Genomic DNA, 25021 nt, shown 5'->3' with positions numbered 1-25021 from the left:
CTTTCTAGTCATTGTCGGACTTGTTCCGGCAATCCAGAGCGGTGCGCAACTCTGGATGCCCGGATCAAGTCCGGGCATGACAGACAAGAAGCCCTTACTCCAACTCGACGCCGTAGTCCTCCCGCGCCGCTTCGGCCGAGACGAAGCCCTGGGCGACGTCCTCGGCGATGCTCTCATCCGACCGCTCGCGCGGGTCGCCGAGGCCGCCGCCGCCGGGCATCTCGAGGATCAGGCGGTCGCCGGCGGGCACGTCCTGGCGACCCTTGCCTTTGAGCTCCTTGCCCGAGGCGAGGCGCACCCGGCCGGTCTTGCCGTCCTGGCCGCCGAAGCGGCCGCGCGGCGCGTGCTCGACCCGGTCGAAGATTGCCGAGATCGTGAAGGGCGCGCCCTCGGCGTGCTCGATCTCCATGACCTGGCCGACGCCGCCCCGGTGGCGGCCGGCGCCGCCGGAGTCGGTCCGGTACTCCTTTTTCCAGATCACGATGGGCGCGATGGTCTCGTTGATCTCGACCGGCGTGTTGCGCACGCCCGAGGGAAAGGCGGTGGCCGAGAGGCCGTCCTTGCCGGGCCGGGCGCCGGTGCCGCCGGCGTGGAACATGGAGATGACGAAGTCCCCGCCCGTGTCCCCCTCGCCCGCGCCGCGCCCGCCCAAGAGAGTCGGGATCCAGAGGCAGGAGGTGCCCTCGGCCGGCACCTTGCCGCCGTTGGCCTGGGCGAGACAGCCGAGCACCACGTCGGGCAGCATCTGGCCGATGACGTGGCGGATCGCCACGGCGCAGGGCGGCGGCGCGTTCAGGATCGAGCCCGCCGGCGCCGAGGCGCGCACCGGCTCGAGCGAGCCCGCGTTGTTCGGCACCTGTCCGCCGACCACGCAGCGCACCCCGAAGGAGGCGTAGGCCTGGGTATAGGTCAGCGGCACGTTGATGCCGTAGCGGGAGATCGGCGACGTGCCGTCGAAGTCGAGGTCGATTCCCTTGTCGCCGACGGTCATCTTGAGAACCAGATCGATCGGCGCCTCGTAGCCGTCTATGCGCATTGCGTTTTCGTAGGTCCCCGGCTCGAGCTTTTGGATCTCCACCAGCATGGCCTCGCGGGAATGGCCGATGATGTGGGCGGCCAGCTCGTCGAGGCTGTCGAGCGCGAACTCGCGCATCATGTCGAGCAGGCGCCGGCTGCCCGTGTCGTTGCAGGCGGCGAGCGAATAGAGGTCGCCCTCGACCTGCACCGGCTCGCGCACGTTGGCGCGCACCAGCGCCAGGAGGGACTCGTTCATCGCGCCGCGCTTGGCGAGCGGCATGATCGGGACGTATAGCCCCTCCTCGTAGACCGAGCGCGCGTCGGGGCCGAAGCCGAGCCCGCCGACGTCGACCACGTGGCTGGTCGAGGCGAACAGCGCGACCAGCTTGCCGTCCTTGAAGGCCGGCGAGACCACGGTGAAGTCGTGCAGGTGGCCGGTGCCGAGCCAGGGGTCGTTGGTGACGTAGTGGTCGCCCTCCTCCATGGTCTCCGGCGGATACTTCCGCAGGAAGAATTCGACCGAGGCGGCCATGGCGTTGACGTGGCCCGGCGTGCCGGTAACCGCCTGGGCCAGCATGCGGCCGTGGACGTCGAAGACCCCGGCGGAGAGGTCTCCGGCCTCGCGCACCGAAGTGCTGAAGGCGGTGCGGATCAGGGTCTGCGCCTGCTCCTCGACGACAGAGATCAGGCGGTTCCACATGATCTGCAGGTGCAGCGCTTCCAGCGCGGACTTCTTGCTCATGGCTGCGCTCCTTCAGGGTGCCGGCTCAAGACCAGATGGCCCAAGGCGTTCATCCTCGCCGAGAAGCCGGCGGTCACGACCGTCGTAGTCTGGTCCTCGACGATCAGGGCCGGCCCCGCGACCTCGGCACCGACGCCAAAATCGGCGCGCCGGAAGACCGGCACGTCCTGGAACTCGGCGGTCCCGGCGTCGAACAGAGGCCGGCGCGCGAAGGCCTCCGGCGCGAGCGCCCGGTCCGAAGATTCAGCCGGCGGCTCGGATTTCGGCAGCCTGGTCGTGACGGTGAGCGTCCAGCTCAACACCTCGACGTCGAGGCCGGGGATGATGCGGCCGTAGAGCCGGCTGTAGGCCGTGTCGAAGGCCTCCTGGAGTAGCGCGCCGTCGACGGCCGCGAGCCTTCGGTTCGGCAGCACCACGCTGATCTCGTGCCCCTGGCCCACGTAGCGCATGAAGGCCTCGCGGACCTCGTCCAGCTCGGCCTCGGGGGCGGCGCCTCGGACGATCTCCAGAGCCTCCGCCGACATCTCCTCCAGGGTCCGGTTGACCGGTTCCGGGTCGAAATCGGAGAGGCGCAGGTAGCGGCTGCGCACGACCTCGTAGGCGATCGGCGCGCGCAGGAAGCCGATCGCCGAGCCGACTCCCGCGCCCGCGGGCACGAGAACCTGGTCGAGCCACAGCTTCTCGGCGAGGCGCGCGGCGTGCAGCGGCGCCGCGCCGCCGAAGGCGATCACGGTGCGGCCGGCGACCTCCTTGCCCCACTCGATGGCGTGGACCCGCGCCGCGTTGGCCATGTTCTCGTCGACCACCTCGCTGATCGCGAAGGCGCCCAGGGCCTCGGTCAGGCCGAGCGCCGCGGAGACCGCGCCGGTGACGGCGGCCCGCGCTTTCTCCGGCGCCAGCTGGACCCTGCCGCCGGCGAAGCGTTCCCGGTCGATGCGGCCGAGCAAAAGGTCGGCGTCGGTCACGGTCGGCTGGTTCCCGCCCTGGCCGTAGCAGGCCGGGCCCGGGTCGGCGCCCGCGCTCTCGGGCCCGACGGTGACCCGCTTCATGGCGTCGACCGCGGCGATCGAGCCGCCGCCGGCGCCGATCTCGACCATCTCGATCGCCGGGATCCGCAGCGGCAGGCCGCTGCCCTTGAGGAAGCGGTAGGCGCGGGCGACCTCGAAGCTGCGCGAGGTCAGCGGACGGGCCTCGTCGATCAGGCAGACCTTGGCCGTGGTCCCACCCATGTCGTAGGACAGCACCCGGTCGAGCCCGCAGTCCTCGGCGATGCGGCAGGCCAGGATCGCCCCGCCGGCGGGCCCGGACTCGACCAGACGGATCGGGAACTTCACCGCCGTCTCGAAGCCGGTCAGCCCGCCGCCCGAGGTCATCAGCAGGAAGGGACAGGTGAAACCCTCTTCGCGCAGGCGGCCCTCGAGACGGGTCAGGTAGCGCGCCATGATCGGCTGGACGTAGGCGTTGGCGCAGGCGGTCGAGAGCCGCTCGTACTCGCGGATCTCGGGGCAGACTTCCGAGGAGAGGGTGATCGGCAGGTCGGGCAGCGCGGCGCGGACCGCTTCGGCCACGGCCACCTCGTGTGACGGGTTGGCGTAGGCGTGGATCAGGCCGATCGCCAGGCTCTCGACCTCTTCCCGCCGGATCCGCTCGGCCAGGGCGCGCGCCGCGTCCAGGTCGAGCGGCTTCAGGACCGCGCCACGCGCATCGATCCGCTCCGGCACCGGCCAGCGGCGCCGGCGCGGCACCAGGGGCGCGGGGCGGTCGATGTCGATGTCGTACTGCTCGAAGCGATTTTCGTAGGCCATCTCCACGGAATCGCGGAAGCCCTCGGTGACGATCAGCGCGGTCTTGGCGCCCTTGCGCTCGATGATCGCGTTGGTCGCCAGGGTGGTGCCGTGGATGATCAGTCCGACCGCGCCGGGCGAAACCCCGGCCTCGTCGAGGATCGCGGCGACGCCGCCGAGCACGCCGCGCTCGGGCTCGGCCGGCGTGGTCAGCACCTTGGTCGTGACCAGGCGGTCGCCGAGCTCCAGCGCCAGGTCCGTGAAGGTCCCGCCGATATCGACCGCCAAGCGGCCCGGCGCCCCATCCGTCATTGCCAAGCTCTCCCCCAAAGCCACCGAGGCAGCCTAAAGAAACCGCCGCGGCAGACAAGACATCCCCCCTTTGAGCGCTTCAACCGGAGGTCCCGCTCGGGTAGAAAGGAAAGCGGGGCAAAGCAAGCGGGGGTTATCGGGACATGATGGAGCAGAATGGGCACGACTGGCCCGGTGAGATCTTCCGGCAGCTCCTCGCCGCTGAGATCCGCCAGGTCGCGACCCTGCCCGACGGCGGCCACAAGGAGCTGATTGCGCTCTGCACCGCCGAGCCCTTGATGACGCTGGTGCCGCTCACCACGGAGGAGGAAGGCGTCGCGCTTCTGGCCGGGGCCTGGCTCGGCGGTCAGCGCGGCGTGCTGCTCATGCAGAGCAGCGGTGTCGGCAACTGCATCAACATGCTGTCGCTCGCCAAGACCTGCCGCTTTCCGCTCTTGATGCTGGTCACCATGCGCGGCCAGTCGGGCGAGTTCAATCCCTGGCAGCTGCCCATGGGGCAGACCGCGAGCCCGGCGCTGGAATTGGCCGGCTGCCTGGTGATCCGCCTCGAGGACGCCGCCGACACGGGGGATACGATCGCCGCCGCCGCGCGCATGACCTTCCGGTCCGAGGCCGCGACCGCCGTGCTGATCTCCCAGCGCCTGATCGGCGCCAAGGCCTTCACGGAGTAGCGCGGTGCTGTCCCGGCGCAGCGACGGCTACGGACTGCGGCGGCGCGAGGTGGTGGCGCGGCTGTTGGAGGATCGCGGCGGCCTGCTGGTCGTCTCCGGGCTGGGCTCGCCGACCTGGGACGTCGCCGCGGTCGGCGACCATCCGGGCAATTTCCCGCTATGGGGCGCGATGGGCGGCGCGGCCATGATCGGCCTCGGCCTAGCCCTCGCCCAGCCCGGGCGCCGGGTGCTGGTGATCACGGGCGACGGCGAGATGCTCATGGGTCTCGGCTCGCTCGCGACCATCGCCGTGATGCGGCCGTCAAACCTGGCCGTGGTGGTCCTCGACAACGAGCGCTACGGCGAGACCGGCATGCAGCCGAGCCACACGGCGGGTGCAACCGATCTCGCGGCGGCGGCCCGCGCCGTTGGCATCGCCGAGGCCGCCACGCTGCGCAGCGAGGCGGAGTTGGAGGCGGCGATCCCCCTGATTCGGGTGGCCGAAGGGCCGGTGTTCCAGGCGGTCAAGGTCCGGGCCGAGGAGCTTGCCTTCGTCTTGCCGGAAAAGGACGGCGTGACGCTGAAGAAACGATTCCGCACGGCGGTCCTGGGTCGGAAAACCGGCGACCGGCCATGACGGAAACTGCCGACATCCTAATCGCGGGCGGCGGGGTGATGGGCAGCGCGATCGCCCATTTCCTCTTGGCCGACCCGACGTTCGACGGGACCGTCGTGGTGGTCGAGCCCGATCCCAGCTACGGCGCCTGCTCGACGACCCGGTCCTGGGGCGGCGTGCGCCAGCAGTTCTCCACGGCGGAGAACGTGGAGATGAGCCTGTTCGGCGCCAGCTTCGTCAAGCGCGCCGCCGAGACCCTCGAGGTCGACGGCGAGAAGCCAGAACTCGGCTTCAAGGAGCGGGGCTACCTCATGCTGGCCGACACCGAAGGTCTCGCGAAGCTTAGGGCCAACTGCCAGCTTCAGTGCCGACTCGGCGCGAGGACCGCCCTGCTCGAACCGGCGGAGATCGCGCGGCGCTTTCCCTGGCTGAACACCGAGGGGCTGGCCGGCGCCGGCCTCGGGCTGGAGAACGAAGGCTGGATCGACCCCGCCGCCCTGCTCCACGCCTTCAAGCGCAAGGCGATCAGCGGGGGCGCGCGCTACGTGACCGAGCGGGTCGCGGAGATCGAGCTGGACGGCGGCGGCGTGAGCGGCGCGCGGCTGGAGCGGGGGGGCCGGATCGCCTGCGAAAGCTTCGTCAACGCCGCCGGCCCGCGCGCGGGTTACCTCGCCGCCTCGGCGGGCGTCGAACTGCCGGTGCGGCCGCGCAAGCGCAGCACCTTCGTCTTCGACTGCCGGACCGCGATCCCCGACATGCCGCTGACCATCGGCCCGACCGGCGTGGTCTGCCGGCCGGAAGGCGCTCACTACATCACCATCGTCTCGCCGCCCGACGGCTACCCGGACCCCGACAGCGACGACCTGGAGCCGGACTACAGTCACTTCGAGGAGATCATCTGGCCGACCCTGGCGGCACGCATTCCGGCCTTCGAGGCGATCAAGCTGACCGGCGCCTGGGGTGGCCACTACGACTACAACACCTTCGACCAGAACGCGATCCTGGGCCCTCATCCCGAGATCCGGAACCTCTACTTCTGCAACGGCTTCAGCGGCCACGGGCTGCAGCAGGCACCCGCGGCCGGGCGGGCCTTGGCCGAGGTGATCGTCCATGGCCGCTACGTCACGCTCGATCTCACGGCCTTCGGCTACGAGCGCATCCTTCACGGCCACCCCTTGAAGGAAAAGAACGTTATCTAGGATTCTTAATCCAAGCATTTTGCCAATTCGACAAAACCATTGATTTTTCAGGGAAGATGCGCACATTAACCATGTCGGCCGGTCGATTCGCACCCGACCGGCCCTGCTGGCGAACGAGCCATGACCGAAACGATCGACTGCTATCTGTCCCTGAACTCGCCCTACGCCTATCTGGGCAGCCGGCGGGTGGAAGAAATCGCCGCTATCCACCGTGTCCCGCTGCGCATCAGGCCGGTCGACTTCGGTGTGATCTTCCCCGAGACCGGCGGCCTGCCTCTGGCCAAGCGGGCGCCGGCGCGCCGGGCCTATCGCCTGGTCGAACTGGCCCGCTGGGCCGACCACCGCAATATGCCGCTCAACCTCCATCCAGCGTACTTCCCGGCGCCGGAGCTGGCGGCCGCCTGCGCCGTGATCGCCGCGGAGGAAACCGGCGGCGACCCGGTGGGCCTGGCCCACGCCATCCTCAAGGCGGTCTGGGCCGAGGAGCGCAACATTGCCGACATCGGCGTCCTCAACGCCATCGCCGGCGAGACCGGCCACCACGGCCTCAACATCATGGCCAAGGCCTTCGACCCCGAGACCCGGTTCCGCTACCGCGCCTTCACCGAGGAGGCGCTCGAGCTCGGCGTGTTCGGCGCGCCGACCTACGTCTACGGCGGCGAGCTCTTCTGGGGCCAGGACCGGCTCGAGTTCCTGGACCGGGCGCTCGCGCGGGGCATCACCCAGAACTATCGCGCGGCCGACTACGGCTGAGCGTTCCCCGATTCGTCACTCTGGTCTAAGGTCATCCGCGATCCGATGACCGAAGCGATGACCCGCCAAGCACTCCAAGGCCCCGCCGTGTGGCGGGGTGCCGAGCTCGCCCGCGCCGAGGACTGGGTTCACGCCTGGACGCCCGAGGAGCTCGCGGAGATCGACCGGGCACTGGCGGGCGCGCGCGACCGGGGCATCGCCTGGGATCGACTGCATGAAGACGACTTTCCTCTGACCTGCGTCGCCCGGCGCCTCGACCGAGCGGCCGAGGCGCTGGAAGACGGCCGCGGCCTGGTCAAGCTGACCGGCTTTCCCGTCGCGCGCTATGACCGCGAGGATCTCAAGCTGATCTGGATGGGGCTCACCCGGCACCTGGGAACCCCCGTCCCGCAGGACTGCAGGGGTCAGATGATGCGCGAGATCCGCGACGAGGGCGGCGACCTGGCCGCGCGCCACGGCAGCCTCGAAAGCGCGGGCGGCAGCTTCCTCTCGTCCAAGGCGCGGACCTATTCCAGCGGCGTGCTGCGCTTCCACACCGACCGCTGCGACGTGGTCGGGCTGCTCGCTGTCGGCCAGGCCAGCTCGGGCGGCGTTAGCAAGATCGTCAGCACCCAGGCGATCCACAACGCCATGCTCGAGCGCCGGCCCGACCTGCTGGAGGAGCTCTACCGGCCGATCCACCGCTCGCGCCTCGGCGAGGAGGAAGGCGGCGAGGCGGTCACCTATCCCCTGCCCGTCTTCGGCCTGCGCGACGGCCGCTTCACCAGCCACTACTCGCGCACCTACGTCGAGGCGGCCCAGCTGCTGCCAGGGACGCCACGCATGACCGAGCGCCAGTGGCAAGCGCTGGACCTGCTCCAGGCGCTGGCGGAGGAGCTCTGCTTCGAGATGACGCTGGAACCGGGCGACATGCAATTTCTCAACAACCACGTGGTCTACCACGCCCGGACCGCCTTCGAGGACGACCCGGAAAGCGGCTGGGTCCGCCTGCTCTACCGGATCTGGCTCTCCATGCCGAACAGCCGCGCCTTGCCGCAGGACCAGGCCGTGCTCTGGCGCGACGTCGAGGCGGGCGCGCTGAGAGGCGGGATCGGGCAAGAGCCGATCCGAGCCTAGAGCAGATCCGGGTTTGACTGAATCGCCGGAGGCGATCCATCAAACCCGGTGAATCTGCTCTAAACCTTAGATGTAGAGCGGATTCACATGTTTAGTTGGAGACCACGTAGTGGTTCCATCTAAACATGATCCGCTCTAGCGATGCCGGCCCTCGATGCTCAGATCCGCGCGCTCTTCGACGCGACGCGCGAAGATCCTGGCGCGACCTTCGAGGAAGAGAACTTTCTGCAGCAGCTGGTGAGGCCGACCGCAAAGCCGATCGACGACAGCTTCAAGGGCAAGCGTTTCAAGAACCGCTTCATTGACCGGCTCCAGCTGGAGCTGCGCATCTGCCTGCCCGACGACGCCTTGGAGAAGAAGTGGCGCTTCGAGGACTTCGTCGCCTATGTCGAGGAACGCAGGCGGAAGCCGGCGGTCAATCTCAGGATGGCGCAGAAGCGGCTTCAGGGATCGAAGGCGTCGGACATCACCCTGTTGCTGGTCCTGAACCTGCTCCTCCTGCCGCCGCTCGGCGTGATCGGGGCGCCCTGGCTCTACCTCTACCTGGTCCTGCCTCTGGCGCTCAATGCCCTGGTGATCGGCGCCAAGATCAAGAGCATCCGCTACTACCGCCGCTTGATCCGGGCCTTGGAAACGCCGCTGTCCCAGTCGCACCCTGGGATCTAACGCACCTTGGCGAGGAAGCGCCTGGTCTTCTCCGAGTGGGGCGCGCCGAAGATCTGCGACGGCGGGCCGATCTCCTCGATCCGGCCCTCGTCGAAGTAGGCGACCCGGTCGGAGACGTCGCGGGCGAAGCCCATCTCGTGGGTGACGCAGATCATGGTCATGCCCTCCTCGGCCAGGAGGCGCATGGTGTCCAGGACCTCGCCGACCAGTTCGGGATCGAGCGCCGAGGTGGCCTCGTCGAACAGCATGTAGTCCGGCTCCATGGCCAGCGCCCGGGCGATCGCGAGGCGCTGCTGCTGCCCGCCCGACAGCCGCGAGGGATAGACCTGCAGCTTGTCGCCAAGACCGACGTGCTCGAGCTGCTTCTCGGCCACCGCGCGCGCCTCGGCCTTCGACAGGCCGCGCACGATGCGCGGCGCCAGCGCCACGTTCTCCAAGGCCGTCAGGTGCGGAAAGGAGTTCCACTGCTGAAACACCATGCCCAGGCGCTGGCGCAGGTCGTTCAGGTTGGTTTGGCGGGCGTGGACGTCGACGCCGTCGACCGTGATCCGTCCGTCCTGGATCGGCTCCAGCCCGTTGATGCAGTAGAGCAGGGTCGACTTCCCGGAGCCGCTCGCCCCGACGATGCTGATCACCTCGCCCTTCTGTACCGCCAGGTCGACGCCCCGCAGAACCTCCAGGTTGCCGAACGACTTCTTGACGCCTTCGATCTCAATCATGCTGCCAACTGCGCTCCAGCCGCTCGGTCAGTCTCGCGATCGGGAAGGACAAGGCAAAGTAAAACGCGCCGACGATCGCCAGGATGAGGAAGGGCTCCTGGGTCCGGGTGATCAGGATCTGGGACGCGCGGAGCAGCTCGACGTAGCCCAGCACCGAGACCAGGGCGGAGTCCTTGAGGACGCCGAGCGCCACGCCGGCCCAGGACGGCAGCACCGCGCGCAGGCCGATCGGCCAGACGATGTAGCGCAGGTCCTGCCAGTAGCTCATGCCGAGCGATCGGGCCGCCCGCCGCGTCGTGATCGGCACGGACTCGATCCCGCCGCGCGCGACCGCCGCGACCAGGGCGCTGGTGTACATCATCAGCACGAAGGTGCCGGCCTGGAAGGGATCCAGCGGAAAGCCGACGATGGGAAAGAAGTTGAAGAACAGCACGAGCTGGATGATCAGTGGCACGCTGCGGAACAGGTCGAGCACCAGGCCCAGGGTCGCCGCGCCGAGGCGCCCCGAGACCGAGAGCAGCCAGCCGAACAGGACCCCGAGCACGGAGCCCGTGGAGATGCCGAGCGCGGCAATCAGCAGGGTGCGCCCCGCCGCCTCGGCAACCCTGCGGGCGAGCTATCAAGACTTTCGGCCCCGTTGAGACTAATGGGGGTCGCGCGGCCCTTGTGATGGGCGGCATCACGGCGAACCGCGCTCCTAACCGAAAGTCTTGATAGCTCGTCATACGACACACCTGACCCTGATAGTGGGTACTAGTAACGGAACAGCTTCCAGCTCAAGAGCTTTGAGCCGGCGAGGATGATCTTGACGATGACGTAGTAGATGACGCCCGCGATCAGGAAGAACTCGAAGATGCGGAAGGTGCGCGAGGCCTGGAACTGGGTCTCGCCGGTCAGCTCGCGGAAGCCGACCAGCATGCCGAGCGAGCTCATCAGCACCGCCCATACCATCTGGTTGGTCATGGGGTGATAGACGATGCGGAAGACCTGCGGGATGATGATCCTGAGATAGGCCTGCGTCGCGGTCATGCCGAGCGAGCGGGCGGCCTTGAGCTGGGTCTCCGGGATCGCGTTGAAGCCGCCGCGGAAGTTTTCCGCCAGGTAGCCGGCGTTGTTGAACGACAGGCCGCAGAGCACGATCAGGAAGGGGCTCAGGTGGATGCCGAAGGCGCCGAGCCCGAAGCCGAAGAAGAAGAGCTGCAGGAGCGCCGGCGTGTTGCGCGCGATCTCGATCCAGCCGACCGCGAACCAGGCGATGGACCGCTTCCCCGACATGCGGATCAGGGCCAGCGCGAGGCCGACCGCGATCCCGATCAGCATCGAGAGCACGGCGACCTCGAGGGTCACCAGCCCGGCTTCCAGGAGTTCCGGAAGCCTTCGGAAGACCGGCCGCCAGTGAAAGGTGTAGTCCACGCGTCAGCCCCCGGCAGCGGCGGCGAGCGATGCCGCCGCTGCCGGCCCGTGTGGGATCAGTACATGACGCCGGGAATGCGCAGTTCGGGCGCCTCGCCGCCGACGAACTGGCCCCAGAGCTCCTGGTAGCGGCCGGAGCGCACCTGGTGGGTGATGAAGAGGTTGAGGTAGTTCAGCCAGCCGAAGTCCTTCCGCGGCCCGACCACAGAGGTGTAGTCCGTGGTCCAGGGCATGCGGGGACCGGCGATCACGCTGTCGTACTTCTCGGCGATCGGCTTGACCGCGGTGTTGGTCGTGATCCCGGCGTCGGCCTTGCCCTGGGCGACCGCGAGAAAGACCTCGTTCTCGCTCTGATAGCCCTGGTAGAGATTCTCCGTGCCCCACTTCTCGGCGTACTTCAGGAACTCCTGCTCGGGCACGGTGCCGACCGCCGCGGCGACCCGCTTGCCCTTCATGTCCTCGAAGGTCTCGATTCCCGAGTCCTTGCCGACCACCGCCTGGGCGTAATAGATCGCGTAGGGGATCGAGAAGCCGACGGTCTTGGCCCGCTCGAGCGAGTCCGACGTGCCGCCGAACACCACGTCGGCCCGGTTGGTGACGATCGAGGGCAGCCGCTCGGCCCAGGTCACCGGCAGGATCTCGTGGTCGACTTCGAGCGCTTTCGCGAGGTCCTTGCAGTACTCGACGTCGAAGCCGGCGGGCTCGTTGTTCGCGTCGCGGAATCCGATCGGCGGGAAGTCGAGCACCACGGCGCAGCGCAAGGTGCCGTTGTTGATCACGTCGTCCAGCTTATCGGCTCGCGCGTCGCCTGCGTTCGTGAAGGCAAAAGCGCCCAAGAGGGCGGCCGCCAGGACCGCCGTTTCGATTCTCATTGTCCTATCTCCCTGCTTCGAGTGCGCTTTATCGTGACTCCGTTTGACGTTTCGCCCCGCGGAGTTGGCGAAAAAACCTTATCCAACATGCAATCCGCCGACAACGGGCGAGTGCGGGAACGAGGCTCTGCGCCGAGCCTTAAAGGCCGCTAATCCGACTTCGCGTGATCGGTCAGCAGGCGGTCGTGGACGGCCTGGCACGCGTCCCGCCAGGGCTCGAAGGCCTCGGCGTCGATCAGGCGGTCGAGGCCGTGCTTGGTGATGCTGCCCTCGGTCGCCAGGCCGGCGATGATCTCGGCCAGGGGCTCCTCTGGCCGGGCCAGCGCCATGGCCGCGGCGCCCTTGACGGTCTGGGCGACGAGGTCGCGGGCCAGCGCCGGGTCGAGGCCCGCCTCGGCGGCCCAGCCGGCCGAGCTCTCGACCAGGGCGAAGACCCAGCCGTAGTAGGCGCCGAACACGCTGGCCGTGGTGAAGCGCGCCTCGTCCGGCACGGCGAGCACCCTGCCGAGCCCCTCGAAGAGCTGCCGCGTCACCCCGTCCTCCGGGTACATGACGGTCGGGCTCTCGCCGATGGCGCAACAGGTGATCGGCATGGTGCGGACCAGCCTGGCCGGCGCGACGGCCGGGGCCAGGTCGGCGGTCTCGAGCCCGGCGACCACCGAGACGACGGTCTGGCCGGCGCGCCACGGCAGGCCCGTCGCCGCGGGGACCGCGTGGGCCGGGCGGGTGGCGAGCACCAGGATGTCGCTCCTCGCGACCAGTGTCTCGTTGTCCGGGGCCACGGCGCAATCCTGTTCGGCCGCCAGCTTCGCCGCCATCGCGGCGCCCCGCGGCGAGAGCAGGATCTCGTGGGGGATGCCGGCCCGGCGCCAGCCCAGCACCAGATACTCCGCCAGATGACCCACGCCCAGAATGCCCAACACGCTCATCGTCCGTCCCCCACTCTCGCCAGTTTCAAGAGCCGCGGCAGCAGGTCCTCGACCCGGCGGCATACCGCGGCGCCGGCCTGCGCCAGCTCCGCGTCGACCTCGACCGGCAGGCTGCTGTTCGAACTGTCCGGGATCTGGTTCAGACGGCCGCCGATCAGGACCGGGATCTCGAGGCCATGCTCTCTCATGGCGTCCTCGAGCGCCCGATAGAAGGAGAGCGCGACGCCGTTGTAGGTGCTGAGCGCGATCAGGTCCGCGCCGCCGTCCCGCGCCGCGCGCGCCAGGTCTTCGGGATCGGTCGAGACCCCGCCCTCGATCGGGGCGACGCCGAGGCCGCGCAGCACACGCTCGACCAGCAGCTTGCCGTGCTCGTGCACGTCGGTCGTCGCGACCACGGCCTTCAGTCCGGCGCCGGCCACGGCCGCCCTCTCGGCGGGCTCCATGGCGTCCAGGCAGTCGGTCGCCGCCCGGTCCAGCTCGGCGATGTAAGTGGCCTCGACCACGGCCCGCCGGCCATGCGGCGCGTCCGGTTCCTCCCGGCCCGGCCCGAACAGCGCCTCGAGGCGCCGCGGGCCGATGCGGCGCAGCGCCAGGAGCAGCTCGGCGGGATCCTGCGTATCGAAGCCGGCCTCGGCGAGGCCTGAGAGCACCGCGTCGCGAAACCGCCCGCCGGCCGCAAGCAATCGCTCGGCGCAGGCGTCGACCGCCGTCAGTTCGAGCAGGGCTTCGTGCGCCGCCGCCTGCTCGATCAGGCGGGCGGCGAAGACCTGGGCCTCGACGATCTCCGTGATGTCGGGAATGCGGCGGTTCTCGCTGACCGGCACGGCGTTGACGGCGTGGCCGCTCGGCAGCCGGCGCTGGGCGGCGATATCGACCTGGAGATAGCCGGCGAGGCTGGCGAAGTTGGCGGCCGGCGAACCGCGATAGCTCACGGTGTTGCCGTAGACCATGGTGCCCGGCGTCGGGTTGGCCCGAGCGAGCGCCCTCTGGAAGGCGAGGCGCGTGACCGGGTCGGAGAAGTGGTGGCCGAAGCAGTGACTCACCTTGGCGCCGATCAGGTCCTCGACGATGTGCCGCTCGATCAGCGTCGCCCCCAGGCAGCAGGCGAGGTCGGTGAAGATCGCCGCGAAGCCGTCGTCAAGGTTGGAGTGAACCAGGACCTCGACGGGCTGCGCCGCGATCAGGCCGAGGGCCGTGACCGTGGCCTCGGTCGTGGCCACCTCGTCGTCCCAGTGCGGCAGTCGGAAGGTGAAGTACTGGCCCAGGTTGCCGATGGCCGTGGACCCAGCGGCCAGCGCGGCCTGGGTGTTCTCCAGCGCCGCCGGAAAGCCGAGGACGAAGTCGCCGAAGTGGGGCGCGACCGGCGCCATGGCCGTCAGCGCCGCGAAGTCCTCCGGGCCCTCGAGGATCATGCCGGTCCCCTTGGGACGGCCCTCCCGCTCGCCACGCGGATAGCCCATGGACCAGTCGAGGCAGAGGCCGTAGCGGTCGAGGCGCGCGCCCTCGCGGCGGCACGCCTCGTAGATGCGCGCGTAGGCCTCCCGGCTCTTCGCCGGGTCGCGAAAGCCGACCTGGGCATGCTGCATGACCCGGCCCCGAGCCATCTCGGCGCGCTTGTGTTCGGCCTCGCAGGGGACGCGGAACTCGGCGAGAAAGGCGCAGGGACCCACGGTCCAGTCGCGCGCCAGGGCCCGTCCCGCTTCAACCAGCTCGCGGCCGGGCCTGCTGGCCCTGCCCGACAGAACGTCGGCCCGTTCGAGGCGGTCGGCAGCAGTCATGACGAAGTGTCGCGGAAGGAGTGTCTTCTCCGCAAGCCGGCGCTCCTGCAAGCACTCTGGCCTCAAGGATCGCCCGGCACGCCGTAGCTGGGGGCGGCGGTGGGATCGAGGGCGCGGGTGACGTAGTCGTCGACCTGGGGGCGGAAGACCTCCCAGGCCTGGCGCAGGGCCGGGATCACGTCCTCGTCGCGCCAGTCCTGGCGCAGCTCGACCAGGGGCCAGTCCAGCGCGTGGACCACCAGCAGGCCGGCAGACTTGACCGGCCCCTCCTCGCCCCCGGCGGCGAGGCCCGCTTCCAGGCCGCGCAGCAGGCGCTCCGCCAGAGATTCGCCGGCGCAGGCCTCAAAGGCGGCCACCATGGCGGCCGGCACGCCGGTGTCGGCCAGCAGGTTTCCGGCGGCGACGCAGTCGCGCCCCTCGGCGACCGCGTGGGTGCCCAAGGTGTTCTCGCCGGAGTGATGGGCCGTGCGGCCCTGGCGGTCGATCAACGCGAGCTGGCGGTAGGCCAGGTGCGGCGCCGTGTCGCGGATCTGGCGCAGCGCGGCGGCCGCGTCCAGGCCGTCTTCCATCAGCGCCAGGCCCCGCGCGCCCAGGCTCGGATCGGTGATGTTCTGGGTCGCCACCGCGCCGACGCCCGCCTTGGCCCAGGCGCAGCGGCTGGCCACCGAGGGGCTGGAGCTGGTGACCGAGAGGCCGAACATCCCTGTCTCTGCGCAGCGCCCCGTGATCGAAAAAGTCATGGCCGCGTCCTTCGCCAACAAAAAAGGATTCACCACAGAGGCACAGAGAACACAGAGGAAAAACACCTGATTGGTACGCGCGCTTCGCGCGCATAAAACAGACTTCTGTTTCTCTGTGACCTCTGTGTCTCTGTGGTGATTCTTCGGTTAGTTCACGCCGGCCTGGCCCTGGACGCCGAAGAAGGAGTCGTCCTCGTAGCGCGGCGGCAGCTCGATCGTGCCGGCCTTGAGCCGCGCGAAGCGGGCCGGCTCGCCGCGGATCACCCGGCCGCTGTAGATCGAGGGCACCATGGGTGGCGTGATCCAGAAGGCGTCGGCCGCCGTGTAGTCGCAGATCAAGAGGCGCCGCGGCCAATCGGTCAGGTTGGGCGAGGAGCCGTGCATGACCCAGGTGTGGATCAAGCAGACGTCCCCCGCCCTGCCCTCGACCGGCACCGAGCGGCGCTGGAAGTCCTCGGCTTCCCGGTCCGAGACCTTGCCGACGAAACGGCCGTCGCGATAGAGGCTGACAGGCTCCTTGTGGCTGCCCGGCACGACGCGGATGCAGCCGTTGGCCTCGCTCGTGTCGTCGAGCATGACCAGGGCGGCCAGCATGTCGTCGTTGGTATGGGGGTCGTAGGGGTGGTCCTGGTGCCAGTCGACCCGGGTCGCCATGCCCGGCAGCTTGATGTTGAGCTTGCAGTGATGGAACTTGACGTCGGGCCCGATCAGTTGCGCGACGACGTCGGCGACCTTGCCGTCCATGAGAAAGCGGCGATAGGTCTCGGAGATGTCGGCGGGATTGGCGACCCGGCGCAGCTTGGGCCGCTCGGCCGTGTGGCCGGCCTCGAGGTCGAAACGCGCCTTGCCGTCGGGCGTCTCGCCGTAGTTTACCCGGTGCGCCCGGCTCTCCTCGATCCAGCCGTCCAGCTCGCGGCGCAGCGCCTCGAGCTCCTCGGCCGAGGCGAGGCCGGACACGAAGAGATAGCCGTTCTCCTCGAAGAAGGCCCGGTCGGCGCCCGGCGTCACGGTTGCTTCTCCTCGGGGATCACCGCGATCACGTCGATCTCCATGACCCACTCGGGGCGCGCGAGGCTGTCGATCACGAGGCCGGTGGACACGGGAAAGACTCCTTTGAGCCAGCGGCCGATCACGCCATAGACCGCCTCGCGATACCGAATATCAGTAAGATAGATCGTGATCTTGCAGATATGGCTGAGCTCTGCGCCGGCCTCCTGCAGCAGCATGGCGACGTTCTTCATGGCCTGCTCGGTCTGGGCGGCGGCGTCGCCGATGCCGACCGACTCCCGGGTGTCCAGGTCCTGACCGACCTGGCCGCGCAGGAAAACCATGTTGCCGGCCCGCACCGCCTGGCACAGGTCGTTGTCCAGGTTCTGCTCCGGATAGGTGTCGCGCGTGTTGAACGTCCGGATGCGGGTATGGATCATGGTCTTGCCCCCCTCGCTTGTCCTCGCTTGTCAGCCTTTCCCCTGCTCGCCCATGACCCGATCCGACAGGCCGGCGGAGTTGCGCACGAAGTCGAGCGGTCCGGAGAAGTCGAAGTTGTTGTAGACCGCGTTGAGGTGCGCGAAGGGCGGCGACTGGGCGAAGAGCTCGAAGGTCAGCCGGTGACCGGCGTAGTCGGAGTTGAGCAGGTCGCGCGCGAAGGCCAGCAGCTTGCGCCGGTCGTCGGCGACCCAGTCCTCGTTGACCGAGTAGTACTTCTGCAGGAAGGGCTTGGTCTCGGGCGACTCGAAGGCGGCGTGGTCCGGCGTCACGCAGATCTGCCCGCCGCAGAGCTCGCGGGTCAGATGCATCATCTCGGGCAGCTTGGTGCAGGCGTGCACCCGGCCGGTGTAGAGCAGCGAAGGATTGGGCATCAAGAGGCCGGCCGGGCTCTCTTCGGCCATGGCGATCGCCGCGGTCAGGTGGGCGTGGATCGTCTCCCGGTAGCAGGCCAGCTGCGCCAGCTTCTCGCGCACCGCCTGCTGCTTGTCGAGCCCGGTCTGGCGCACGTTGAACAGCGCGGCGCCGATCAGCATGTCGGCGATGTAGAGGATGCGCTGCACGAAGGGGAAGGCCGAGTAGCGGTGCAGGGTCGAGCGGATGAAGGTCGCCGCGTTGGTGTGGCGGTAGAACAGCACGTTCTCCCAGGGCACCAGGACGTCGTCGAAGATGATCAGGGTGTCGACCTCGTCGAAGCGGTTCGCCAGGGGATAGTCATCCATCGGCTTCTTGCCGGCGAAGCCGGTGCGGCAGATGTGCTTCATGCCCGGCGCGCCCATGTCGGCGATGAAGCCGAGCGCGTAGTCGGAGAGCTTCTGGTCGCCCCAGTTGGCGATGGTCGGCTTGACGAAGGCCTGGTTCGAGTAGGCCGCAGCGGTCTCGTACTTGGCGCCGCGCACCACGATGCCCTTGTCGGTCTCCTTGACCAGATGGAGCAGCATGTCCGGGTCCTGGTCCTGGGGCCGCTTCGAGCGATCGCCCTTGGGATCGGTATTGGCCGAGACGTGGAAGGTGTCGGACTGCAGCGCGCGCAGTACGTGGTTCTCGACGTTTGCGCTCCACTGGGAATCGATCTCGTTCAGGACTTCCTTGCCGTCCCAGAGCGACCAGACCTCGCCGATGGTCTCATCGCCGACCCGGACGACCACGCCGCCGATGTCCCTCAGGACCGTGTCGACGAAGCGCCGCTTGTCCTCCCAGTCCTCCCGGGTCTTCGGCGGCTTGTAGGCAATGTTGTTGGCCTCGTTGGTGCCCTCGTCCTGATAGGACATGACCTCGCGGGTCTCGTCCTCGTGCGCCATGTCGTAGATCCGGGCCCGGATATCGACGATCGGCTTGAAGGCGGGATGGGTGGTGACGTCCTCGACCTTCTCCCCGCCGATCCACACCTGGCGGCCGTCGCGCAGCGACTCGCGGTAGTCCTCACCGGTTCTCAACATGGCTGGCTCCCTGTTTCACGCTCTTTGCCCCGAGGCTAAGTCACCCTTGCGCGCTTGGCAAAAGCTGATTGCCGGCAGAGGAGGCCGCGCCGCGAAGTTAGCGAAGAGCGTCCGCCCGGCCCGGCCCCTGAACGTCTTCCGGCGCATCGGGATCGGAAGCGGCGGGCTGGTTGAGCCAGGCAATGAAGAGCGTATAGCCCAGCGTCAGGATCACGGCGCCGGTGAAGAGCCCGATGATGCCCGAGGTGATGAAGCCGCCGATGGCGCCGAGAAAGATGACCAGCATCGGCACCCGCGCCCCGCGGCCAAGCAGGACCGGCTTCAGCACGCTGTCGGACAGGGTGACCAGAACCGCCCAAACCGCGAAGAGCAGACCCACGCCGGTGCCCGAGGCGTAGAACACATAGATCGCGGCGGGGATCATGACGGGGGCGACACCGATCTGGACGGTCGCCAGGATCAGGCAGACGAGCGCCAGCAAACCGGCGGCGGGCACGCCCACGACCAGCATGCCCAAACCGGCCAACAGGGCCTGGATCACCGCGACACCGAGAATGCCGCGAGTCACGTTGCGGATCGTCTCTTCAGCCAGGTCGGCGAACTCGGGCCCGCGCGGCCCTGCCAGGCGCCGGGCGATCGTGTCGGCGGTCTGCCCGCCTCTGTCCGCGTGCACCATCAGGATCGGCGCGATGATAATGGCGACGATGAACTGCAGCATCGCCAGGCCAAAGTTCGCGGCGCCGGCCACCAGGACACTGCCAAAAGCCTTCAGCTGAGGCGTGAAGCGTTCGAGCACAACGTCGAGATTGCTCGAGGCCTGCTCCCAGGTGGCGTAGAGGGGCCCGCCAATGAAAGACCATTCCTTGATGCTCTCCGGCGGTGGCGGCAGGCTGACCGGTCCGCTTTCCAGCACCTCGGCGAGCGCGAGGCCGCCGCTCGCCAGTGTGTCGCCGAGCAGGACCACCGGCAGGATGATCACCAGCAGGCCGAGCAGCGCGACGACGCTTGCCGTCAGGCGGCGCCGGCCACCGAACAGACCGCGTAGGCGCAGATAGCCGGGATAGGCAGCGACGGCGATGATAATCCCCCAGATCGCCGGCAGGATGAAGGGGCGCACGGTGTAGAAGCACCAGCCGATCAGCAGCATGACCAGACCGAGGCGGATGGTCAGCTCGACGGCCCGGTCCAGAAACGCGGTCTGCCCCTTTGGATCAGCTGTCATCCGCTGAACTCCCGGCCGTTGTGGGTGCGCCGAATGTGACCGGTTTGGCTTTACTGCACAAGAAAACGGAAACAGGGCCGGTCCGGGCACCAGCCTCCGGCGCCCGGACATTCACACTCAACCGCCGCGAAGAATTACGACAATGATCGACGCGTCTTGGCTAGCTGCGGTCCCGACCATGACCCAGCATTCTCGATCATGACCAGGGAAGCGGCTGCGAGCGAGCGTTCGGCGCGCAACGGGGCGCAGACATGACCGTCGCCGAGGCGCCGCGCTCGACGGCCGGGCGGGGCATCCTCTTCATGGTGGCGAGCATGGCCTTCCTGACCATGACCGACGTCATGACCAAGTGGCTGGTCGCCTCGCTGCCAGTCGGCGAGATCATCGCCCTGCGCGCCGTGATCGGACTTCTCGGCCTCATTCTTCTCACCCTGGTCTGGCACCGGCGGGTTCCCCTTGTTCGCCATAACCTGCCGGGCCAGCTGCTCTGCGCGGCGCTCGTCGTGGCGACGCTCTTTCTCTTCACCACCTCGCTGCGCTACCTGCCCCTGGCCGAGGCGATCGTGATCGTCTACGCGGCCCCTCTCTTCGTGACGGCCCTCGCGCCGAGCCTGCTGGGCGAGAGCGTCGGATGGCGGCGCTGGGCCGCCGTCCTGGTCGGGTTCCTCGGCGTCGCCGTGGTCATGCGGCCGACCGCCGGCGCTCTGAACTTGGCCGTTCTCTTGCCCTTCGTCGGCGCCTTCACCCTGGCCTTGCGGGATATCACGACGCGGCGCCTGACGGCTTCCGTCCCGACCCTCTCGATCCTGACCGTGACGTTCCTGCTCTGCATCCTGGGCGGCGGCGCGGCGGCCCTGCCCAACTGGGTCGCACCGGACGGCGGCCAATTGCTGCTGCTGACGGCCTCCGCCCTGTTCTTCTCGCTCGGGCAGATCTCCATGATCGAGGCCTTCCGCCACGCCGAAGCGGCCTTGGTCGCGCCCTACAAGTACACCGCGATCTTCTGGGCCGTCCTCGCCGGCCTGATCGTCTGGGGCGAGCAACCGGACCGCTGGGATCTCCTGGGCAGCGCGCTGATCATTGGCAGCGGCCTCTTCATCCTCTACCGGGAACGCATTCGAAGGGACGAGCAGCCATCGTGACCGAGACCCTCTCCCAGGAAGCGATCGACAGGCTCGACCAGTCGAGGCTGGCCCGGGTCCAGGCCGGGCTCGCGGCGGCCGACTGCGCCGCGGCGCTCCTGTTCGATCCGATCAACATCCGCTACGCGACGGGGACCAGCCGCAGCAGCCTTTGGAACTTCCACGGAGCCACCCGCTATGTCTTCGTGCCGGCCGAGGGCCACGCCATCCTGTTCGACAACCCCGGCGCCCACCACCACTTTCGCGGCAAGACGGCCCTGGCCGAGTGCCGGCCCGCGGCCACCACCTGCTACTGGCTCGCCGGCCCCAGGGTCGATGCCGTCGCCAGAAAAAGCGCGGTCGAGATTGCCGATCTCCTGCAAGCGTCAGGCGGCGCGGGAGGCCGGCTTGCGGTCGACCGTTTCGACCCGGCCCTGGCGGCCGCCCTAGGCGCCGAAGGCTGCAGGCTCGTGCCCGCCGGCGAAATCATGGAGCGCGCCCGGGCGATCAAGCTGCCGGAAGAGATCGCCTTGATGCGCCGCTCCATGGCGGTCTGCGATCGGGCCCTGGCCAAGATCCGCGAGGACCTGGCACCGGGCATGACCGAACAGGCGCTCTGGTCGCGCCTCCAGGCGGTCAACGCGGCCGAGGGCGGCGAGTGGATCGAGACCCGCCTGCTCAGCTCGGGCCCGCGCACCAACCCTTGGTTCCAGGAGGCCGGTACGCGGGTGATCGAGGACGGCGACCTGGTCGCCGTCGATACCGACATGGTCGGCCCCTTCGGCTACCTCTCCGACATATCGCGCACCCAGCTCTGCGGCAACGGCCGGCCCAAGGGCGAACAGCGCGATCTCTTCGGCCTGGCCTACGAGCAGCTGCAGCACAACCTGGCGCTGATGGCGCCGGGCCGGTCCTTCCGGGACGTCACGGAGCAGAGCTGGCGGCTGCCCCAGCGTTTCATGAAGCACCGCTATCTCTGCGTCGCCCACGGCGCCGGAATGTGCAACGAATACCCCAACATCGTCTACCCGGAAGACTTCGAGACCGGCGGCTACGACGGCGTGATCGAGGAAAACATGGTGCTTTGCATCGAGAGCTATCTGGGCGCCGAGGACGGCCGGGAGGGCGTCAAGCTCGAGGAGCAGGTGCTGGTCACCGCCACGGGCGTCGAGAGCTTGTCGACGGCGCCCTTCGACGAGCGCCTGCTGTGACGGGGCGGGAACGACGTCTGGGCCGGGTCGGGGAAGGCGAAACCTTTCTCTTCCATTTCGACGGCAGAGAGATTCCGGCCAGGCCCGGCGAAACCGTCGGGGCCGCCCTGCTCGCCGCCGACATCCGCTTCCTGCGCCGCGCCGAAGACGGCGGTCCGCGCGGTCTGTTCTGCGGCATCGGCGTCTGCTGGGAGTGCCGCTGCGTCATCGACGGCCGACCCAATACCCGGGCCTGCATGATCGAGGCGAAGCCGGGCATGACCGTGCGGCGTCAGGAAGGCCTCTCCTAGTGCGCCGGCCGGCACCATGACCCGGGAGCGGGCCCATGCCTGGATCGTCGTCGTCGGCGCGGGACCGGCAGGCATGGCGGCGGCGCGCGCGGCCCTTCTGGCCGGCTGCCGGGTGACCCTGGTCGACGAAGCGCCGCGGCCCGGCGGCCAGATCTATCGCCAGGCGCCGTCGGCGCTCGGCCAAGAAACCTCAAGCAACGCTCGAGAAGAGGTGCGCAAGCAGCAGTTCTTACAGGATTTCAGTGAGATCCTGGGGCGGATCGAGTACCGGGCCGAGACGACCGCGCACAGCCTCTTCCCGGGGCCGGAACTTCACGTCTCTGACGGCAAAGCAACGGAGATCCTGCATCCCGACGCGGTCATCCTGGCGACGGGACTCTGCGAGCAGGCCATCCCCTTTCCCGGCTGGACCCTGCCGGGGGTGCTCCTGGCCGGCGGCGCCCAGGCCATGATGAAGAGCAACCTGGTGCGTCCGGGCGACCGGGCCGTCGTCGCCGGCACCGGCCCCCTGCCCCTGGTGGCCGCCGACCAGCTGGCCGCCGCCGGCGCCGAGGTTCGTGCCGTTGCTCTGTTTCATCCCCTCTCGCGCGTGGCCGGCGACCCGCTCGGCTGCTGGGCGGGACGCGGCCTGCTCGCCGAGGGGATCCGGGCGTATCGGCGCTTGCGCCGCGTCGGCACGGCGCTGCTGCAGGGCTGGATGCCGTTCAGGGCCGAGGGGGGCGAGCAGGTGGAAAACGTCACTCTGGCGCGGCACGACGGCCAGGGCCGTCCGGACAAAGGGCGGACCCGTCAGTTCGACCTGGACCTCCTGGTGCTCAGCTTCGGCTTCACCGCCAACAGCGAGCTCGCCCGAATGGCCGGGGTCACGAGCCGCTTCCTGGGGCCGCGCGGCGGCTGGCCGGCAAGGGGCGACGAAGACGGCAGGACCGAGGCCGCCGGTGTCTACCTGGCCGGCGATTGCGCCGGCCTGCGCGGAGCCTACGTCGCGGCCGCGGAGGGCGAGATCGTCGGCTCCGTAGCCGCGGCAGCGGCTCTGGGCAAACCGGCCGCGCCTTGCCGCGAAGCCCGCCGCCGGCGCGCGCAGCATCTGCGTTTCCAGCGGGCCCTCGCGCCGCTGTTCGATCTGCCGCCGGCGGTCTGGGACTGGGCCGGGGAGGAGACCACGGTCTGCCGCTGCGAGGGCGTGACCAGGGCCCGGCTCCGCGAGGCCCTGGAGGCCGGCCACCGGACGCTGGACGGGATCAAGCGGAACACCCGCGCCGGCATGGGCTGGTGCGGCGGGCGCGGCTGTCTGCACGCCGTGGCGGGCCTCGCGCAAAGCGCCGGCGGCGCGGCCGACATCGAGGCGATGCGGGCACGCCCCCTGGCCAGACCCGTTCCCCTGGGCGCTCTGGCGCCCAAGGCCGGCGGGCGGCCATGACGACCGAGACCGTCGACGTTCTGATCATAGGCGCCGGCGCCTACGGCCTCTCGGCCGCCTGGTCCATGGCCGAGCGGCAGAGCGGCGCGCGGATCCTGGTGGTCGATGCGCTCGACTTCGCCGGCGGCGGCACGGGACGCAACGGCGCCGGCTTCCGCATGCAGTGGGGCTTGGAGTGCAACATCCGGCTCTGCCGCGAGAGCATCGCCTTCTTCGAGGAGGCGGCCGGGCGCCTGGACTATCCCCGCGGCATCGACATGCGCCAGGAAGGCTACCTGATCCTGTCGCACGACAGCGCAGGGCTGCGGCGCTTCGAGGACCACATGGCGCTGCAGCACAGCTTCGGCGTTCCCAGCGAGCTGATCACGCCCGAGGACTGCCGGCGCCTGGTGCCGGGTCTGGACATCGACGGCCTGGCCGGGGGCGCGTTCTGTCCCAAGGACGGCTCGGCTTCTCCCTTTCTCTGGCTCGATGCGCTGCTGACCGCCGGCCGTCGCCTCGGCGTCGAGGTGCGGTTCCACACTCGGGTCCTGCGGCTGGAAAGCACAGGCCCGTCTTTCCGGGCCGAGACCGAGACGGGCGCGATCGAAGCCGCCAAGGTGCTGGTCTGCACCGACTGGGCCGTGCCCGAGCTACTGGCGCCCATGGGAGTCGAGCTGCCGGTCACCGGCGTGCCCAAGGAGGTCGTGGTGACCGAGGCCTGCGCGCCGACCTTCGGCACGGTCGTCGTCAGCCTTGGCAGCGACATGACCCTGCGCCAGGTCGCGCGCGGCAACTTCGTGATCACCCGCACCCTGCCCCGGCCCGAGGGCAGCGACATCGCCTCGACGCCCGAGGCCGTGGGCGCCCACGCCGAGGCGGCGCTCGCGCTCCTGCCCGGCCTGGCGGATCTCCATGTGCTGCGCAGCTGGGCCGGGGTCTACAGCAAGACCCCGGATATGCAGGCCGTGCTCGGCGAGACCGAGATCGACGGGCTGTTCATTGCCGTTTCCGCTTACAAGGGCTTCATGACCTCGCCCGCGGTCGGCCGCATCATGGGTGATCTGGTGATCGACGGCGGCTCCCAGGACCCGGCGCTGAAGATGCTCCAGCCGCGCCGCTTCGCGGAGGGCGACCTGTTGCCGGACCCCTTGACCGTTTGACTCGAGAGCAAATCCCTACCTGTACGAGCTGAAGACCTCGGCTTCGCCGTCGTTCCTCAGCATGAGAACGTCGTAAGGATCGTGCTGCCCGTTCTCCATGCCCGGAGAGCCGGAAGGCATGCCCGGCACGAAGAGCCCCGTCGCGTCGGGCCGCTCCGTGAGCAGGCGAATGACGTCCGCCGCGGGGACGTGGCCTTCGATGGTGTAGCTCCCCACCCGCGCCGTGTGGCAGGACTGAAGCTCTTCCGGAACCGATGCCATGCGCTTCACCATGGCGAGGTCTTCCGTGTCCTGGACCTCGACCTCGAATCCGGCGGCCCTCATGTGCTGTACCCAATGGCCGCAGCATCCGCACCAGGGGGTCTTCCAAACCGTCATCTTCGGA

Annotated in this window: 24 protein-coding genes and 1 pseudogene; 11 read left to right on the top strand and 14 right to left on the bottom strand. The window is 69.0% G+C overall.

Annotated features, from left to right (window positions below):
* Nucleotides 1-94 precede the first annotated feature (94 nt).
* Entirely contained in the window at nt 95-1759 is a 1665-nt protein-coding gene (locus QNJ67_06455; GenBank protein ID MDJ0608601.1) for a hydantoinase B/oxoprolinase family protein, read from the bottom strand.
* Entirely contained in the window at nt 1756-3855 is a 2100-nt protein-coding gene (locus QNJ67_06450) for a hydantoinase/oxoprolinase family protein (GenBank protein ID MDJ0608600.1), read from the bottom strand. Before QNJ67_06450 ends, QNJ67_06455 begins: the two co-directional genes overlap by 4 nt.
* Before the next feature lie 143 nt (nt 3856-3998).
* Here QNJ67_06450 and QNJ67_06445 point away from each other — a divergent pair, with 143 nt between their 5' ends.
* The 6 genes from QNJ67_06445 (at nt 3999) to QNJ67_06420 (ending at nt 8855) form a co-directional block, all read left to right on the top strand.
* Complete coding sequence (locus QNJ67_06445; GenBank protein ID MDJ0608599.1) at nt 3999-4526, top strand: thiamine pyrophosphate-binding protein; 528 nt, start codon at nt 3999-4001, stop codon at nt 4524-4526.
* Between the two features lie 4 nt (nt 4527-4530).
* Nucleotides 4531-5142, top strand: coding sequence for a thiamine pyrophosphate-dependent enzyme (locus QNJ67_06440; GenBank protein ID MDJ0608598.1), 612 nt, complete (start codon nt 4531-4533; stop codon nt 5140-5142).
* A complete protein-coding gene (locus tag QNJ67_06435) occupies nt 5139-6320 on the top strand; it encodes an FAD-binding oxidoreductase (protein MDJ0608597.1) in 1182 nt (393 codons plus the stop codon). The genes QNJ67_06440 and QNJ67_06435 overlap by 4 nt, the downstream gene beginning before the upstream one ends.
* Nucleotides 6321-6440: 120 nt before the next feature.
* Complete coding sequence (locus tag QNJ67_06430; protein MDJ0608596.1) at nt 6441-7073, top strand: 2-hydroxychromene-2-carboxylate isomerase; 633 nt, start codon at nt 6441-6443, stop codon at nt 7071-7073.
* Between the two features lie 45 nt (nt 7074-7118).
* Nucleotides 7119-8189, top strand: a complete 1071-nt coding sequence (locus tag QNJ67_06425) for a TauD/TfdA family dioxygenase (GenBank protein ID MDJ0608595.1) — start codon at nt 7119-7121, stop codon at nt 8187-8189.
* 141 nt (nt 8190-8330) lie between these two features.
* Nucleotides 8331-8855: a hypothetical protein gene (locus QNJ67_06420; GenBank protein ID MDJ0608594.1), complete on the top strand. Its 525-nt coding sequence runs from the start codon at nt 8331-8333 to the stop codon at nt 8853-8855.
* On the opposite strand, the gene QNJ67_06415 is transcribed toward QNJ67_06420, so the two are convergent.
* The 11 genes and pseudogenes from QNJ67_06415 to QNJ67_06365 all read right to left on the bottom strand — a co-directional run bounded on the left by QNJ67_06415 (nt 8852) and on the right by QNJ67_06365 (nt 19452).
* Nucleotides 8852-9574: an amino acid ABC transporter ATP-binding protein gene (locus QNJ67_06415; protein MDJ0608593.1), complete on the bottom strand. Its 723-nt coding sequence runs from the start codon at nt 9572-9574 to the stop codon at nt 8852-8854. The two genes, QNJ67_06420 and QNJ67_06415, sit on opposite strands and share 4 nt — an antisense overlap.
* A pseudogene (locus QNJ67_06410) lies at nt 9567-10166 on the bottom strand (amino acid ABC transporter permease). The gene QNJ67_06415 and the pseudogene QNJ67_06410 overlap by 8 nt, the downstream one beginning before the upstream one ends.
* Before the next feature lie 161 nt (nt 10167-10327).
* Nucleotides 10328-10987, bottom strand: a complete 660-nt coding sequence (locus tag QNJ67_06405) for an amino acid ABC transporter permease (protein ID MDJ0608592.1) — start codon at nt 10985-10987, stop codon at nt 10328-10330.
* 56 nt (nt 10988-11043) lie between these two features.
* Complete coding sequence (locus QNJ67_06400) at nt 11044-11859, bottom strand: transporter substrate-binding domain-containing protein (protein ID MDJ0608591.1); 816 nt, start codon at nt 11857-11859, stop codon at nt 11044-11046.
* Between the two features lie 149 nt (nt 11860-12008).
* The gene (locus tag QNJ67_06395; GenBank protein MDJ0608590.1) at nt 12009-12788 is read right to left on the bottom strand and encodes an NAD(P)-binding domain-containing protein; all 780 of its coding nucleotides are present in this window, start codon (nt 12786-12788) and stop codon (nt 12009-12011) included.
* Nucleotides 12785-14566 carry a cobalamin-dependent protein gene (locus QNJ67_06390; GenBank protein ID MDJ0608589.1) on the bottom strand — a complete coding sequence of 594 codons (1782 nt, stop codon included), beginning with the start codon at nt 14564-14566 and terminating at the stop codon, nt 12785-12787. Before QNJ67_06390 ends, QNJ67_06395 begins: the two co-directional genes overlap by 4 nt.
* Nucleotides 14567-14628: 62 nt before the next feature.
* Nucleotides 14629-15306 carry a DUF1028 domain-containing protein gene (locus tag QNJ67_06385; protein ID MDJ0608588.1) on the bottom strand — a complete coding sequence of 226 codons (678 nt, stop codon included), beginning with the start codon at nt 15304-15306 and terminating at the stop codon, nt 14629-14631.
* A gap of 147 nt (nt 15307-15453) precedes the next feature.
* Nucleotides 15454-16314 (bottom strand): phytanoyl-CoA dioxygenase family protein, encoded by an 861-nt coding sequence (locus QNJ67_06380; protein ID MDJ0608587.1) that lies wholly within the window; start codon nt 16312-16314, stop codon nt 15454-15456.
* Nucleotides 16311-16733, bottom strand: coding sequence for a RidA family protein (locus QNJ67_06375; protein MDJ0608586.1), 423 nt, complete (start codon nt 16731-16733; stop codon nt 16311-16313). Before QNJ67_06375 ends, QNJ67_06380 begins: the two co-directional genes overlap by 4 nt.
* A 30-nt stretch (nt 16734-16763) precedes the next feature.
* Nucleotides 16764-18230 (bottom strand): 4-hydroxyphenylacetate 3-hydroxylase family protein, encoded by a 1467-nt coding sequence (locus QNJ67_06370; protein MDJ0608585.1) that lies wholly within the window; start codon nt 18228-18230, stop codon nt 16764-16766.
* 97 nt (nt 18231-18327) lie between these two features.
* Nucleotides 18328-19452: an AI-2E family transporter gene (locus QNJ67_06365; protein ID MDJ0608584.1), complete on the bottom strand. Its 1125-nt coding sequence runs from the start codon at nt 19450-19452 to the stop codon at nt 18328-18330.
* 251 nt (nt 19453-19703) lie between these two features.
* Between QNJ67_06365 and QNJ67_06360 the strand changes: the two genes are divergently transcribed.
* The 5 genes from QNJ67_06360 to QNJ67_06340 are packed head-to-tail and all read left to right on the top strand — an operon-like array spanning nt 19704 to nt 24636.
* Complete coding sequence (locus QNJ67_06360; GenBank protein MDJ0608583.1) at nt 19704-20594, top strand: DMT family transporter; 891 nt, start codon at nt 19704-19706, stop codon at nt 20592-20594.
* A complete protein-coding gene (locus QNJ67_06355; protein MDJ0608582.1) occupies nt 20591-21784 on the top strand; it encodes a Xaa-Pro peptidase family protein in 1194 nt (397 codons plus the stop codon). Before QNJ67_06360 ends, QNJ67_06355 begins: the two co-directional genes overlap by 4 nt.
* Nucleotides 21781-22074, top strand: coding sequence for a (2Fe-2S)-binding protein (locus QNJ67_06350; GenBank protein ID MDJ0608581.1), 294 nt, complete (start codon nt 21781-21783; stop codon nt 22072-22074). Before QNJ67_06355 ends, QNJ67_06350 begins: the two co-directional genes overlap by 4 nt.
* 16 nt (nt 22075-22090) lie before the next feature.
* Nucleotides 22091-23494, top strand: coding sequence for an NAD(P)/FAD-dependent oxidoreductase (locus QNJ67_06345; GenBank protein ID MDJ0608580.1), 1404 nt, complete (start codon nt 22091-22093; stop codon nt 23492-23494).
* The gene (locus QNJ67_06340; protein MDJ0608579.1) at nt 23491-24636 is read left to right on the top strand and encodes an FAD-binding oxidoreductase; all 1146 of its coding nucleotides are present in this window, start codon (nt 23491-23493) and stop codon (nt 24634-24636) included. Before QNJ67_06345 ends, QNJ67_06340 begins: the two co-directional genes overlap by 4 nt.
* Nucleotides 24637-24651: 15 nt before the next feature.
* On the opposite strand, the gene QNJ67_06335 is transcribed toward QNJ67_06340, so the two are convergent.
* Nucleotides 24652-24960, bottom strand: coding sequence for a DUF411 domain-containing protein (locus QNJ67_06335; GenBank protein MDJ0608578.1), 309 nt, complete (start codon nt 24958-24960; stop codon nt 24652-24654).
* Nucleotides 24961-25021 lie beyond the last annotated feature (61 nt).

The sequence above is a fragment of the Kiloniellales bacterium genome (assembly GCA_030064845.1).
Classification (GTDB): Bacteria; Pseudomonadota; Alphaproteobacteria; order Kiloniellales; family JAKSDN01; genus JASJEC01.
Note: the sequence above shows the minus strand (reverse complement) of the source record. Positions and strands in the feature narration are given on the sequence as shown.